Source organism: Methylobacterium sp. E-066, assembly GCF_022829635.1.
Taxonomy (GTDB): Bacteria; Pseudomonadota; Alphaproteobacteria; order Rhizobiales; family Beijerinckiaceae; genus Methylobacterium.
The window spans coordinates 1-13,613 of sequence record NZ_JAKSYO010000088.1 but is presented as its reverse complement, the minus strand read 5'-3'; the positions used below and the strand labels follow the sequence as shown (position 1 = coordinate 13,613).

General features: G+C 71.9%; 12 protein-coding genes. 3 read left to right on the top strand and 9 right to left on the bottom strand.

The features are described from left to right. Nucleotides 1-177 precede the first annotated feature (177 nt). The 4 genes from MKL20_RS09835 to MKL20_RS09820 form a co-directional block, all read right to left on the bottom strand. Nucleotides 178-2,058, bottom strand: coding sequence for a sensor histidine kinase (locus MKL20_RS09835; protein WP_244036511.1), 1,881 nt, complete (start codon nt 2,056-2,058; stop codon nt 178-180). Between the two features lie 197 nt (nt 2,059-2,255). Then, the gene (locus tag MKL20_RS09830) at nt 2,256-3,122 is read right to left on the bottom strand and encodes an alpha/beta hydrolase (RefSeq protein WP_244036510.1); all 867 of its coding nucleotides are present in this window, start codon (nt 3,120-3,122) and stop codon (nt 2,256-2,258) included. Nucleotides 3,123-3,189: 67 nt separating this feature from the next. Continuing rightward, a complete protein-coding gene (locus MKL20_RS09825) occupies nt 3,190-3,624 on the bottom strand; it encodes a GlcG/HbpS family heme-binding protein (RefSeq protein ID WP_244036509.1) in 435 nt (144 codons plus the stop codon). 43 nt (nt 3,625-3,667) lie between these two features. Next, nucleotides 3,668-3,958, bottom strand: coding sequence for a hypothetical protein (locus tag MKL20_RS09820; RefSeq protein WP_244036508.1), 291 nt, complete (start codon nt 3,956-3,958; stop codon nt 3,668-3,670). Between the two features lie 157 nt (nt 3,959-4,115). Between MKL20_RS09820 and argE the strand changes: the two genes are divergently transcribed. Then, the gene (gene argE / locus MKL20_RS09815; RefSeq protein WP_244036507.1) at nt 4,116-5,300 is read left to right on the top strand and encodes an acetylornithine deacetylase; all 1,185 of its coding nucleotides are present in this window, start codon (nt 4,116-4,118) and stop codon (nt 5,298-5,300) included. A 172-nt stretch (nt 5,301-5,472) separates the two neighbouring features. Then, nucleotides 5,473-5,940: a DoxX family membrane protein gene (locus MKL20_RS09810; protein WP_244036506.1), complete on the top strand. Its 468-nt coding sequence runs from the start codon at nt 5,473-5,475 to the stop codon at nt 5,938-5,940. Between the two features lie 56 nt (nt 5,941-5,996). Here MKL20_RS09810 and MKL20_RS09805 read toward each other — a convergent pair whose 3' ends face one another. The 5 genes from MKL20_RS09805 to MKL20_RS09785 form a co-directional block, all read right to left on the bottom strand. Continuing rightward, nucleotides 5,997-6,602 (bottom strand): glutathione S-transferase, encoded by a 606-nt coding sequence (locus MKL20_RS09805; protein ID WP_244036505.1) that lies wholly within the window; start codon nt 6,600-6,602, stop codon nt 5,997-5,999. Between the two features lie 202 nt (nt 6,603-6,804). Further along, the gene (locus MKL20_RS09800; RefSeq protein WP_243962771.1) at nt 6,805-7,230 is read right to left on the bottom strand and encodes a GFA family protein; all 426 of its coding nucleotides are present in this window, start codon (nt 7,228-7,230) and stop codon (nt 6,805-6,807) included. A gap of 258 nt (nt 7,231-7,488) precedes the next feature. Then, entirely contained in the window at nt 7,489-9,177 is a 1,689-nt protein-coding gene (locus MKL20_RS09795) for a thiamine pyrophosphate-binding protein (protein ID WP_244036504.1), read from the bottom strand. A 146-nt stretch (nt 9,178-9,323) separates the two neighbouring features. Continuing rightward, the gene (locus tag MKL20_RS09790) at nt 9,324-10,526 is read right to left on the bottom strand and encodes an FAD-dependent oxidoreductase (RefSeq protein WP_244036503.1); all 1,203 of its coding nucleotides are present in this window, start codon (nt 10,524-10,526) and stop codon (nt 9,324-9,326) included. A 214-nt stretch (nt 10,527-10,740) separates the two neighbouring features. Further along, a complete protein-coding gene (locus MKL20_RS09785; RefSeq protein WP_244036502.1) occupies nt 10,741-11,625 on the bottom strand; it encodes a LysR substrate-binding domain-containing protein in 885 nt (294 codons plus the stop codon). A 554-nt stretch (nt 11,626-12,179) separates the two neighbouring features. On the opposite strand from MKL20_RS09785, the gene MKL20_RS09780 reads away from it, so the two are divergent. Beyond that, nucleotides 12,180-13,346, top strand: coding sequence for an HD domain-containing phosphohydrolase (locus tag MKL20_RS09780; RefSeq protein WP_244036614.1), 1,167 nt, complete (start codon nt 12,180-12,182; stop codon nt 13,344-13,346). Nucleotides 13,347-13,613 lie beyond the last annotated feature (267 nt).

Sequence of the window (13,613 nt, the reverse complement as noted above, 5' to 3'; positions counted from 1 at the left end):
CACAGTAAAATCTAATTCCTCTCGTTGATCTACTTGTGCGGATCCGCACCTCGGCGCTGCGATATCTGTCGAGGGCCGGGATTAATCGGCGTCGCACACATGCACGCAGCATCCACGCCGCCGCAACAGGGCGCGGCCGGAGCCGATCCGGATCGGTAGCCGAGCGAGGGGGCCGGCTCAGTCGAGCCCGTGCCCGTGCCGGATGTCGCCCACCGGGCCGACCATCCGCAGGGCGGCGGGTTCCGGCCCGAGGGCGAGGGGCAACGGTGCGACCGCCGCGTAGACGAGGCCCCCCGGCTCGTAGGCCAAGGTGGCGCTGTCGCGTCCGACGAGGCCCCGCTCCAGCAGGCGAGTGCCGAAGCCGCGCCGCGACGGGGGAGCGACCGGCGGGCCGCCGCGCTCGCGCCAGGTGATCCGCAGGGTCCGGCCGCCCCCCAGGCCAGCCTCCGGCGCCCAGTCGAACGACGCCCGTCCGCCCGGGACCGAGAGGGCGCCGTACTTGACCGCGTTGGTGCACAATTCGTGCAGGATCATCGTGAGCGCGAGCGCCATCTCGGGGGGCAGGCGCAGGTCCGGCCCGGCCAGGGTGACGCGCGCCGCCTCGCCCTGGAACGGGCGAAAAGCCTGGTCGGCGATCCCCCGCAGGTCGGCGCCGATCCAGCTCTCCCGGGTCAGGACGTCGTGGGCCCGGGACAGGCTGAGCAGCCGCGCCTCAAAAGCCTCGCGCCCAGCCTCCGCGCCGGCGCCGAGATTCTTGAGGCTCTGGGCCGCCATCGACTGCACGGTGGCGAGGGTGTTCTTCACCCGGTGGTTCAGCTCGTCGACCAGCAGGCGATGGGCCTCCGCGCGCCGGGCGAGCTCGTCCGCCGCCCCCGTCAGGGCGTCGGCGATCATCGCGCCCTCGCGCACGATCGCCCGGGGCAGGGGCGGCAGCGGCGCGTCGCGGCCCAGCGCCCCGGCGGCGACCGCGAGATCCCGCAGCGGCCGGGCGATCAGGGCCGCGAGGAGCCACGCGAGCATCGCCGCGGCGAGCGCCACCGCGCTGCCCGCGGCCAGGATGTTCCAGCGCAGGGCCGCCACCGAGGCCAGGGCCCGGTCCTCGGTCTGGCGCACCACCACCTGCCAGCCGAGGCCGGGATAATCCCGGTATCCGGTCGTGCGCGCGCTCGCGCTGAGATACCCGGCGGTGCCGTCGGGCCAGGGGCCGAGCCGGCTCGTGCCCTGCGGGTCGAGGAGGCGCATGCCGGACAGCACGGTCTCGGTGAGGCGGGTGCCCTGGAGAGCGGCAGGCCCGAGCAGCACGGTGCCGTCCCGGGACAGGATCAGGATCTCGGCCCCGCCGCGGTGGCTCCGGAGCGAGGCTTCGAGGATCCGCGCCATGTCGCGCGCCCAGGTCCAGTCGAGATGGGCGGCGAGCACCCCGACGAAGCGGCCATCCGGAGCCCGGACCGGGGTGGCGAGGTCGAGGAGGCGCAGGGGCTCGCGGGCCACCGCGTCAGGCGTCTTCGGCGCCAGCACGGACTGCAGGAGCTTGGCCGGATGCACATCCCCCACGAACGGTTTTTCGTGCGCACCCTGGAAGTAGTCGCGGCCGGAGACGTCGGCCCCCTCCAGCGCACCGGTGCTGGTGACCGCGACGCGCCCGTCCGGATCGATCAGCCCGATGATCGAGTAGGCCGGATAGGTGACTTGGAGGCGCTCCATCACCGCCCGCTTGGCCTCGGTTCCGGTGCCGGGATCGCGCAGGCTGTCCGAGGCGGCGGCGATCTGGATGTCGCGCCAGCGCTCGAACATGCCGAGATCGAGGCTCCGCGCCATCTGCCCGGCGATCTCGGCGAGCTGGCTGCCGACCTCGGCCTCGAGCCGGCGCGACGCCTCGCGGCTCACCAGGATGGCCAGGGCCAGGGCGGCGAGGAAGCCCAAGGTCCCGAAGCCCAGCGCCAGCACCAGGCGCAGCCGCGGCACCATCGGCCGCCGGCGGACGGGATCGGTCGGGGCGGCCGGATCGGCCTGCGATCCCGCCGCCGCTACAGCCCCGGATCGGGCGACCGCTTGCATCCGCTCTCCCCGGAGCCCGACCGGCCCGCCCTCGGTCGAAGCAGGCCGCGCCCGAGCCCGCCCGTCTCAGCACGCGCGGGAGGGCTCAGCAAGGCCGTATCAGTACGGGCCATCGCGCGTGCAATCCTGTGTTGCACAGATGCGCTCATGCACACCCTTCGCACTACCCTTGCACTACCCTTGCACGACGCCTGCGCTCAGCCTCCGAGCAGCGCATGTGCCGCCCGCACCAGGATCCCACCGGGCCGACGCAGCTCGCCGAGCACCGAGAAATGCTCGGCCCCGGGCACCGGCAGCAGGGGACCCGGCGCATGGGCCGCCGCCCGCAGGGCGTGCAGGTTGCGGGCATCGTGGATCAGGGCCGGCAGCTCGCGGCTGCCATAGGCGAGGCAGAGCGGCTTGCCCACCACCGGCAGGCGCAGGGGCGACAGGGTCTCGACCTCGGCCTCCGTGAGGCGCAGCTTGTCGTCGAGGGCGGTCTGGCGGATCGGCGCGAGGTCGTAGACGCCCGAGATCGCGAGCCCCGCGGCGACCGCCGGGTGGCCGAGATGCAGGGCGGTCAGCAGCCCGCCCGCCGACCAGCCGGCCAGGACCAGGGGACCGCCGATCCCGTGCGCGGGTCCGTGGCTGCCGATCCAGTCGAGCGCCGCGCCGATCTCGGCCGCGATCCGGGTCAGGTTCGCCTCCGGGGCGAGGGTGTAGCCGACCAGCGCCACCGACCAGCCGGCGGCGTTCGGCCCCTCGGCGAAGCAGGCGAACAATTCCCGGGCGCCGCGCTGCCAGTAGCCGCCATGGAGGAAGACCAGGGCGGGGGCCGAGCCGTCGCGGGCCGGGTAGAGGTCGAGGGCGTTGCGGGCGCCCGGGCCGTACGGGATGTCGAGGCCGGCCGGATGCGCGGCCCGGTAGGCGGCCGAGGCGGCGTCGCGCGCGGCCACCTGGGCGGCGCTGTCGGCGACCGCGCGGGTGTTGTCGTAGCAGGCGCTGCGGGCGTCCCGGTCGAGCTCGGCCCAGCGGCGGCGCGGATCGGCCGGGGTCGGGTCGTCCAGGCGGAAATCCAGAGCCATCGTGGGTTGTCTCCCGGCCTCCCGCCACACCATGACAGCCCGCGGGACCCGGGTCGAGGCGCCCGGTTCAGGGGGCAGCGTCGGGATCCTGGGCGCCGATCGCCCGCAGACCGGCGCGGGCCACCGCGACATCCTGGTCGCTGGTGCCGGAGCCGACCCCGATGCCGCCGAGGCAGGCGCCGTCGATCACGATCGGCAGGCCCCCCGGGAGGTTGGTCAGCCGGCCGCCGGAGGCGAGGGCGACCGTCACGGCGAGATCGGCGGGGAGGCGGCCGGTGGGCGCGCCGTTCGAGGCGGCGGTCACCGCCTTGGCGAGCGCACTCTCGCGGGACAGCAGCTTGGCGCCGTCCATGCGCAGGAAGGCGAGGAGATTGCCGTCGGCATCGACCACGGCAACGTTTTCCGGCACCCCGATCGCCTCGGCCTGGGCGACGGCCGCCTGGAGGGCAATCAGTGCCGCCGCATGGGTGAGCCGGGCGGCGGGACGGGTGGTGGCGGTCATCGCGGGCCTCGGCAACGGTCTCGGCGGGGGAGGGGGCAGCGGGTCAGAAGCCGGGCCAGGCTCCCGGGATCGTGCCGCCATAGCCCCAGCCGGTAAACGGCGGGGCGGCGACCCGTTCCCGCGTAGCCGGGGGCAGGGCGCGGGCGAGGGGCCGGGGCGTCTGCCAGGCCCGCCAGCCCCGGAGCCGGTCGTGCTCGGCCATGCGGGCCAGGGTCGCCTCCGTGTCGGACACGTGCCGGTGGTGCGGCTTGCGATGGGGCGGCCGAGCCTCGGCCGGGGCGATCGCCAGCAGCAGCGCCACCGGCATCAGGATCGAGAGGATCAGGGGGCGCATGGTTCGGGCTCGCGGAGCGTGCGCGGCGGGGCCTTCACCGGCGGCTACGCTGCGCCGCGCCCCCGGTTCCGAGGCAGGGCGATTTTCGCCGATCCGAAGCCTGCGAAAACCCCGTAGGATGGGGAACGCCCTCCCCCGAGACGATGCGAGCCGCCCGATGCCGATCGCCGCTGAAAACCCCGCCGCGCAGGATCCGGTGGCGCTGCTCGAGACCCTCGTGGCCTTCGACACGGTGAGCGCGCGCTCGAACCTGCCGCTGATCGACTGGGCGGAAGGCTATTGCCGGGATCACGGCGCCGCCGTCGCCCGGGTGAGCGACGCCACCGGGACCAAGGCGGCGCTGCTCGTCAGCGTCGGCCCGTTCGCGACGCGGGCCGGCTACGTGCTCTCCGGCCACAGCGACGTGGTGCCGGCCGAGGGCCAGCCCTGGTCGTCGGACCCGTTCGTCCTGCGGGAGGAGGCAGGCCGGCTCTACGGACGCGGCACCTCCGACATGAAGGGCTTTCTCGCGGTCTGCCTGGCGCTGCTGCCGGAGATGGTCGCAGCCGAGCTCGCGACGCCGCTCCACATCGCGATCTCGTACGACGAGGAGGTCGGCTGCCTCGGGGTGCGCCCGCTGATCGCCCGGATGCTGGAGCGGGGGCCGCGCCCGCTCGGCTGCTTCGTCGGCGAGCCCACCGGGATGGGCGTGGTGGTCGGGCACAAGGGCAAGTCTGCGGCCCGCCTCACCTTTCGGGGCAAGGCCAGCCATTCGGCCCTGGCGCCCGCGGGCGTCAACGCGGTGGAATATGCCGCCCGCTTCATCGAGCATGTCCGGCTGTCCGCGGAGGCGATCGCCCGGGACGGGGCCCGCGACCCGCTCTACGACGTGCCCCACACCACCGGCCTGTCGAGCGTGGTCCGGGGCGGCTCGGCGCTCAACATCGTGCCGGATCGCTGCAGCGTCGAGTTCGAAGTCCGGGCGATCGGGGCCGACGATGCCGGGGCGCTGGCAGCGGCCGCGATCGCCTACGCCACCGAGACCCTGGCGCCGCTGATGCGGGCGACGGACCCGGCCTGCGGCGTCGATGTCGAGCCGCTGATCGACTATCCCGGCCTCGACACCGACCCCGAGGCGGCGATCGTGACGCTCGCCAAGCGGCTGGCCGGGCGGAACGCGCACGGGAAGGTTTCGTACGGGACGGAGGGCGGGCTGTTCGAGCGGCTGGGCGGCGTGCCGGCCGTGGTAATCGGTCCGGGCTCGATCGCCCGGGCCCACAAGGCCGACGAGTACGTCACCCGGGATGAGCTCGCAGCCTGCGCGGACTTCGTCCGGCGGCTGATCCGGGAGTGCCGGACCTGAATTCGGCGCAGTCTGGCGCGGCCATCCCCGCGCACAGCCTTCGCAGTCTGCCGCTGTCCCGCCGGCCGTTGGGTGTTCCTTCGAAGAAACCTTTGCGAAGAAACCTTTGCGCCGCTCGCGGCTTGGAGGAGCGGCGGGCCGCGAGGCCGGATCGGGAATCGGCGAACAGCGCATGGCCAGCCTCAGCGTCGCGATCGCGTTCGGCGTCCGCCTGCTCCTGGTGCTGCTGTTCCTGCCGTTCAGCGCGCTCGACAAGATCCTCAACTTCAAGGGCGCGGTCGGCCAGGCCCGGCAGGCGGTGCATGCCACGTGGCCGGCGACCCTGCTGATCCTGATCGGGCTCGGGGTCGAGATCGGGATGTCGCTGTGCATCCTCACCGGCACCGCCGACCGGGCGGCGGCCTTCGTGCTGGCCGGCTATTGCGGCGTCACCGCGCTGCTGTGGAAACAGTTCTGGGCACCCGGCGATTTCTGGGCGGGCGGCAAGGGCCGCGAACTGTTCTGGGATTTCTTGAAGAATTTTGCGCTGGCCGGAGGTTTCTTGCTGATCACCTTCGGGACAGGCGCCGGGACGGTCCAAGATTTCTTCGCCGACCCGCTCGCCTCGTCCCACCCCTACGCGGTCCAGGCCCGGCCATAAAATCCGGGTTTCCAAAGGGCCCCCGGCCCTTTGGCGGGGCGCGAAGCCCCGAGGTCTCACCCCTTCGGCATGGTGGCGACCATCGAGGGCCGGCCCTCGAACACCGCGTACCAGGCGGCGGTGGCGGGGCGTCCCTCGCGCCAGGCGAGATCGGGGAAGCGCAGGTCGAGATAGCCGAGCGCGCAGGCGATCGCGACCGTGCCGATATCCAGGACCGGCATGTCGGCGACCAGGGTCTCGAACCGGTCGAGCGCCGCCGTGATCTTGGCCACTTGGCCGGCCTCCCAGGAATCCCAGCGCTGCGCCTCCGGGCGCAGGACCCGCTCGTAGCGGGTCAGCAGCGCGGCATCGAGCAGGCCGTCGGCGAGCGCCTGCCGGGTGAGCGCATCCCAGCGCGCCGGACCCTCGGGGAACAGGCGCGGGCCGGCCGAGAGGCCGTCGAGATACTCGCAGATCACCCGGCTGTCGTAGAGGGCGGTGCCGTCCTCCAGCACCAGGGCCGGGATCTTGCCGAGCGGGTTGTGGGCGGCGACCTCGGGGGAGGGCCCGGTCGGCGAGGCACCGGCGGCGGTGACGGCGATCTTGTCGATCAGCCCGGTCTCGTGGGCGAGCACCAGCACCTTGCGGGCATACGGGGAGGCGGGGGAGTAGAGGAGCTTCATCGGACCGTCCCAGTTCGTGGTGACGTCGGGACCTCGCATTCCTGCCGGCTGGAATCCAGTCCGGACGCTGAAACCGGGTTTCCAAAGGGCTCAGCCCTTTGGCGGGGTCTTGGGGCGGAGCCCCGAAGGATCGGGCGAAGCCCGACACCAGGGCTCCGCCCTGGACCCGCACAAGGTCACGGACCTGTTGAACCCGGGCCTTTCAAGCGCGATCCGCGTCGGCCGGGATGAACCGCAGCGTGCCGGCCCGGCGGGTCGGTTGGCCGGTGTCGTTGGTGTGGTTGACCCCGTCCATGACGGGCACCGCGGGGAAGTCGAACGGGCTGATTCCGTCCAGGCACGCCACGTTCACGGCAAAGAGATCCTGGTTCGAGCGCCGCTGGTGATGGGTGTAGATCCCGCAGCGGGAACAGAAGAAGTGCTGCGCCGCTCCGGTGTGGAAGCGGTAGCTCGTCAACGCCTCCGCGCCTTGCAGGATCTCGATCCCGCCCGCCTCCGCCATGGCGACGACGGCGCCGCGCATTCGGCAGTACGAGCAGGTGCAGCGGCGGATCGAGTCGAAGCCGTCGCCGAGGGTCGCCCGGAAGCGCACCGCGCCGCAATGGCATTGGCCGGCATGGAGGGTCATGGTGCCCGGTCCCGTTCGGATCCCGTCTGCGCCCGGTCTTACGAGACGTGTCCGCTCGCGCTGGGCCACGGACGGGGTTGCCGACCGAGATCGGCGTCACGTTGGACGTAGCCCCGAAATTCGGGCCGGACAATCCATGAAAAGCTCGCGCGCTGCGTGAGAAAAACACACGCGACGGTCCGCGGATGCACGCCTGAGATCAGCGGCAAGCGTTTGAACCCGTATGCCTTTCTTGCCGGTGCGCCGGTCGCCCCCCGGTCAGCTCGCCCGCACCACCACCTCCACGAGATTGGCGCCCCCTGACCGGATCCCGGCCTCGATCGCCGGGGCGATATCGGCGGCCCGGGTCACCCGCCGGGACGGCACCCCCATGGATGTGGCGAGCGCCAGATAGTCGACGCGCGGGTCGGTGAGATCCATGGCGATGAAGCGGTTGGCCCGCACCGAGGCGTAGTGCGCCTGGCCCTTCATGAAGTTTTTCAGGATGTTGTACTCGGCGTTGTTGATCACCACGAAGGTGACCGGCAGCTTTTCGTGCGCGGCGGTCCAGAGCGCCTGGGGCGAGTACATCGCGGCGCCGTCGCCGACGACGCAGACCACGGGCGCCCGGTCGATGCCGAGGGAGAAACCGACCGCGGCCGGCATGCCCCAGCCGAGCACGCCGCCGCGCATCGCCGCATATTGGTGGGTGGACGGGCTGTCGAGGAAGGTCCGCAGGTGGGTCAGCGTCGCGGGCGCCTCGTCGATGATCGTGGTCTGCGCCCCCACGGCCCGGGCCACCTCGCGGGCGGCGACGAGCGGCGCGATCACCGGATCGTCGAAGGCGGCGTCGGCCGCGGCGGCGAGCTTGGCCCGCCGCGCGGTCCGGGCCGTCTCCGCCTGCGCGCGCACCTCCGCGTAGGCGGCGGCGCGATCGGCCACGCGCGGGGCCAGCAGCGGCAGCAGCGCGTTCAGGGACGCCTGGATGTCGCCCACCGTCGACAGGCTGGTGGCGTAGGTGCGCCCGAGGTCGCGGACATCCGCGGAGAGCTGGAACACCTGCGTCCCCGGCGGCACCGCCGAGACCTCCGAGTAGAGGATGGTGATCAGCGACTTGCCGCCCAGCGCGAACACCGCGTCGTAGCGCCCGAGGATGTCGGCGATGGCGTCGGCTCGGGTCGGCAGGTTGCCGGCCCAGAGCGGGTGGGCGGTGGGGAAGGGGATGTGGGCCGGCCAGGACGAGCCGTAGACCGGCGCCGCCAGCAGGTCGGCGAGCGCCACCGCCTGGGCGGAGGCGTCCGAGGCATCGATCTCGTCCCCGGCGATCAGGGCCAGACGGCCGGGCGCGATGGCGGCGAGTTTTTCGGCCAGCTTGTCGAGGGAGCCCGCTACCGCCCGCTGGTCGATGGTCGAGGTCTCACCCGCCGGGGTCGCGGTCATCGCCTCCATCACGTCCATCGGCAGGGACAGGAAGACCGGGCCGGACGGGGCCGCGCCGCAATCGTGGAAGGCGCGGCGCAGGAGCACCGGGATCTGGTCTGGGCTGGTGACCTCGCGGGCCCACTTCACCACCGGGTCGGCGATGGCGACGAGGTCGCCCATCAGCAGCGGGTCGGACAGGGCGTGGCGCAGGTCCTGCTGCCCGGCCGTGACCACCAGCGGCGTGCCGCTGACCTGCGCGTTCCACAGCGCGCCCATGCCGTGGCCGAGGCCGCCGGCGGTGTGCAGGTTGAGGAAGGCCGGCCGGCGCGCGCCCTGGGCGTAGCCGTCGGCCATCGCCACCGCGGTCGCCTCCTGCAGGGCGAGGATGTAGCCGATATCCTGCGCCTCGGTGAGCGCGTCGATCAGCGGCAATTCGGTGGTGCCGGGATTGCCGAAGATGTAGCGCACGCCCTCCGAGCGCAGCACATCCAGCAGCAGGTCGGCGCCCCTCCGGCTCCCGGCGGCATCCACGGTCTCGATCGACATACGCAACCCTCCTCCGCCCCCCGGCGGAATCAGTGCGACGCTACCCCATGACCGCGCCGCGACGAAGACCCGAGGCGCGGGATCGGGTTTCCAAAGGGCGAGCCCTTTGGCGGGTTGTCAGGGCGGAGCCCTGATGAAGCCGAACGCTAGAATCCGATCGGGAGCAGTCCGGGCGCCAAAGCCGCGGCGGCCCGCGGCCCGTCCTTGACCAGGCGAATCGCCGTGCGGGCGACGCGGTTGCGCAGGCGCCGGGCCCGCCAGAGCGTCCCCGTCTCCACGGCGAGGCCGCGGGCGTAGACGCTGGCGCGCAGGCTGCGGGCGTCGCAGGCCTGCTTGACCGGGTCGGCATAGAACGCCGCGATTTTTTCGCGACCCATACCGGGGGTGGCGAGCCAGGCCGGCACGTGGACCCGGGCGAGCCGGTCGGCATCGGTGAGCAGCTTGCCGATCCCGGTGCCGGGGATCGGGCAGGCGGTCTGGAAGGCGTCGCCGATCAGCACCAGCCCGTCGCGCTCCACCCCGTCGGCCCGGGCGAGGTCGATCGGCCGGACCTCGAGGGGGCCGGACACCGACAGGTCCGGGCAGTGCCGCGCCAGGTGGGGCATCATCGCCCGCAGGGTGGCTTCCGGGTCCCGGCGCAAGGCCGCGACCCAGGGCTCGCCGGGATCGCGGTAGCAGAACAGGTTGGCGCGCATCACCTCCCCGATCGGGAACAGGGTCAGGTAGGCGTCGCGCCCGCCGAACCCCTCGGCGAAGTAGGTCATGGCCGGGAACGGGAAGGCGGCCCGCGGCGCCGCCATGTCGAAGCCGACGGCCAGGGAGTGGCGCGGGCTCAGCGCCCGCTTGGCGATGCCGGCCTTGGCGAGCAGCGCATGGCCGAGCCCGGTGGCGAGCACGACGAGGCGCGCCTCGATCCGGCGGCCGTCGCTCAAGGCGAGAATCTGGCGATCCGGCCCGAGCTCGAAATCGGCGACCCGCCCGGGGGTCAGCAGCCCGTCGGGCAGGGCGGCCCGGGCGGCCCCGACCAGGACGGGATAATGCGCGCCCCATTCGCGGGCGGCTTCCCGGTAGGCGAGGCGGCCATAGCGGACCACCGCGACCTCCTCGGTCGCCGTCGTGCAAGCGGCGAGCGCCTGGCCGAAGCCGAGGCCCTCGAACAGCGCCATCTGGTCGGCCCCGAACTTCTCCGCCCGGAAGTCGCGGCGCGCCTCGCCGCGTTCGGCCTGGGCGTCGATCAGCGTGACCCGGGTCCCGGCGCGGGCGAGCGCCCCGGCCAGGCAGCTCCCGGCCAGCCCGGCGCCCACCACGGCTACGTCGTAGCGATCCACCACGCTGCCCATCGCTGTCATCGCAAAGTCGTCCCGTTCACGGCGCCAGAGTTTGAATGCACGAAACCGCACAGATGGCAGCGATGATGACGCCCGTAAAGCACGTACGTAATCTTTTTAGAGCCTGGAAACATTCGTTTACAGGGCGACAACGAAGCTTTCAGGCCATCTCATCTTCTGATTGAATCGCCGCACCTTATCCGGATCTCCTCCCCAACCCGGATCTGTGCCGCGCTCACGCCCGCAACTGCGCCACGAAGGCGCGCATGAACGGCGGCAGGCCGTCGAGGTCGCGCAGGCACAGGGTCAGGTCGCGGCGCGCCCAAGCATCCGAGAGCGGCACCACCGCGATGGCGAGCCCTTGCGCGGCCCGGGCCGCCGCGCTCTCGGGTAGCACCGCGAGCCCGACCCGGGCCTCGACCAGGCGGCAGACGGCATCGAAGCCGCGCAGCTGCACCCGCAGGCGCATCGGCCGCCCCTCCCGCACCGCCTGGGCGACCAGGAACCGGCTGATGGCGCTGCGCCGGTCGAGGCCGACGAGGTCGTGGCCGAGCACCTCCACGAAGGCGATGTCGGCCCGTGCCGCCAGGGGATGGTCCCGGGCCGCCACCACCACGAACCGGTCCTCCCGGAACGGGAAGGTCTGGAGCGAGCCGGTATCCACCGTGCCGGACAGGATGCCGAGATCGGCCGCGCCCTCGGCCACCAGCCCGACGATCTCCTCGGAGGTGCGCTCGTCGATCTCGACCCCGATCCCGGGATGGCCGGCCAGGAAGGCCGAGAGCGCGTCGGGCAGGAACTCGGTCAGCGCGTTGGTGTTGGCGAGCACCCGGATCTGCCCGGCCGCACCGCCGGAGAACACCGCCATCTCCTCGCGCAGGCGCTCGACGCCGGCCAGGATCTCCCGGGCATGGGTGAGCAGCGTGCGCCCTGCCGGGGTCGGGCTGACGCCCTGCCGCCCCCGGGTCAGGAGCGCGGCGCCGAGGGACTCCTCCATCAGCCGGATCCGCGTCGAGGCGGCCGCCAGGGCGAGGTTCGCCCGCGCCGCCCCGTGGGTGATCGAGCCGGCCTCGACCACGTGCCGGAACAGGCCGAGATCGGTGAGATCGAACCGCATCATCACCGAAGGTCCTTCCCGGGAGCGGCACCACGGAGCGCCTTCGTCCCGTGGCGACGGCGCGGGACGGTATCGTCGCACCGCCGGCCTGTCAGCGTCGCCGGACCAATGCCCGGGCATGGAAGGCGCCAGGACAAATCGAAAACCATCACTATAAGATCCATGAAAATCTGAACTCAGAGAATTCGATTTATATTCACGCGATAAAAATTGCCACGTCTCGGTTTGTTCATGAGATCATCAAATGAAATTCAGCAGAACCGAAGCTTAGTCCGTCTCTTAGATCAAAATTACCGCCCAACGCGAGCATGAGAACATTTACTCCCCTTTAACGTGCAATATTACAAATGTGTCACATCGTCGAAGAGACCTTCCGCATTGAGGACGGCACCTTCACCCGCAATCGTCCCGGACCGGATCATGACCGCGTTCAGCCCGATGGATCCGATCTTGGAAAGCCACGGCTCTCGGTGCCCGCAGGCTCCTGAAAGCGTGGCGCCGACACCCCGCCAATCCCGCGCCGGGCACGCACCCGCGGAGCGAGACAAGACGCCATGATGGATGCGCTCCTGGTTGACGACAGCGCGACCATGCGCCGGCGCCTGCGCCAGATGCTGGAGGCCAAGCCCGACGTCAGCGTGACCGACTACGCCGACCCGGCCGCCGCCCTCGTGGAGGCGCAGATGCGCGCCTTCGATCTCGTGCTGGTCGATTACCACATGCCCGCGATGGACGGGATCGCGTTCATCCAGCGGATGCGCACGATCCCGCACTACGCCCAGGTGCCGATCGCGATGGTCACCAGCGACATCTCCGACGCGGTGCGGCTCGCCGCCCTGGAGGCGGGGGCGACCGACTTCCTCGACAAGTCCATGCGGGGCGTCGAGCAGACCGTGCGGCTGCGCAACCTGATCCGCCTCGCCAAGGCGGTGCGGCGGCTGGCCGAGCAGGCCGCCTGGCTCGACGGTGAGGTCGAGGCCGCCCTGCGGCACATGCGCGAGCGCGAGGAGGAGATCATCTTCCGCCTGTCGCTGGCGGTCGAGTACCGCGACAACGACACCGGCGACCACACCTGGCGGGTGGCCCGCTACAGCCAGATCGTGGCCGAGGCGCTCGGCCTCTCGGCGGAACTGTGCCGCAACCTGTACCTCGCCGCGCCGCTGCACGATGTCGGCAAGGTGGCGATCCCGGACGGGATCCTGCTGAAACCCGGCCGGCTCGACCCGGACGAGTTCGCCCTGATCAAGACGCACGCGACCATCGGCCAGCGCATCCTGGGCGGCAGCACCTCCGAGCTGATCCGGCTGGCCGCCGAGATCGCCGAGGCGCATCACGAGAAATGGGACGGCAGCGGCTATCCGAAGGGGCTGGCCGGAACCGAGATCCCCCTGGCGGCCCGGATCGTCGCGGTGGCGGACGTGTTCGACGCCCTGACCACGCAGCGGCCCTACAAGGAGGCGATGTCCTTCGAGGCGGCCCTGGGCTGCATCCGGGCCGATAGCGGCCGCCATTTCGACCCGGCCTGCGTGGAGGCCTTCTGCGCGCGCTGGCCGGACGTGCTGGTGGCCGGCGGGCAGGAGCGGGGCGCGGTCCGACCGGGCGCCCGCGCCGTCACCGAGCCCTGGGCCCGGGTGCCGACGCTGCTCCGCGAGATCGCCGCCGAGACACCCGTTCTGGCAGGCCGGTTCGTGGACGAAGCCCCCGCCCGCAGACGCCACGGATGAGGGCGCCGATCACAGGTCATCTGTGAAAATCCCGGATTCAAAAGGTCTGGACCCAGCGCTTTCAAGGTGTTTGGCCCCGTGCGCGTCGTGGGATCAGGGCTCCCGAGCAGATCACGCGCGCCCCTTTCCCGGACAGGTGAAGCGAAGCGGAACCTGATCCGGGACCCAGCACATGAAGTGCCGCGCCAGCGGCACAGGTTGATCAAACGGACGCTGCGCGCCGTCGTGTGCTGGGTCCCGGGTCGCATTCCGCTGACGCTGCATGCG

Coding starts and splice junctions, on each gene's coding strand:
- MKL20_RS09790 (WP_244036503.1), bottom strand. CDS start 10,526: ATGACAGCGATGGGCAGCGTGGTGGATCGCTACGACGTAGCCGTGGTG.
- MKL20_RS09800 (WP_243962771.1), bottom strand. CDS start 7,230: ATGACCCTCCATGCCGGCCAATGCCATTGCGGCGCGGTGCGCTTCCGG.
- argE (WP_244036507.1), top strand. CDS start 4,116: ATGCCGATCGCCGCTGAAAACCCCGCCGCGCAGGATCCGGTGGCGCTG.
- MKL20_RS09785 (WP_244036502.1), bottom strand. CDS start 11,625: ATGATGCGGTTCGATCTCACCGATCTCGGCCTGTTCCGGCACGTGGTC.
- MKL20_RS09810 (WP_244036506.1), top strand. CDS start 5,473: ATGGCCAGCCTCAGCGTCGCGATCGCGTTCGGCGTCCGCCTGCTCCTG.
- MKL20_RS09830 (WP_244036510.1), bottom strand. CDS start 3,122: ATGGCTCTGGATTTCCGCCTGGACGACCCGACCCCGGCCGATCCGCGC.
- MKL20_RS09780 (WP_244036614.1), top strand. CDS start 12,180: ATGGATGCGCTCCTGGTTGACGACAGCGCGACCATGCGCCGGCGCCTG.
- MKL20_RS09795 (WP_244036504.1), bottom strand. CDS start 9,177: ATGTCGATCGAGACCGTGGATGCCGCCGGGAGCCGGAGGGGCGCCGAC.
- MKL20_RS09805 (WP_244036505.1), bottom strand. CDS start 6,602: ATGAAGCTCCTCTACTCCCCCGCCTCCCCGTATGCCCGCAAGGTGCTG.
- MKL20_RS09820 (WP_244036508.1), bottom strand. CDS start 3,958: ATGCGCCCCCTGATCCTCTCGATCCTGATGCCGGTGGCGCTGCTGCTG.
- MKL20_RS09825 (WP_244036509.1), bottom strand. CDS start 3,624: ATGACCGCCACCACCCGTCCCGCCGCCCGGCTCACCCATGCGGCGGCA.
- MKL20_RS09835 (WP_244036511.1), bottom strand. CDS start 2,058: ATGCAAGCGGTCGCCCGATCCGGGGCTGTAGCGGCGGCGGGATCGCAG.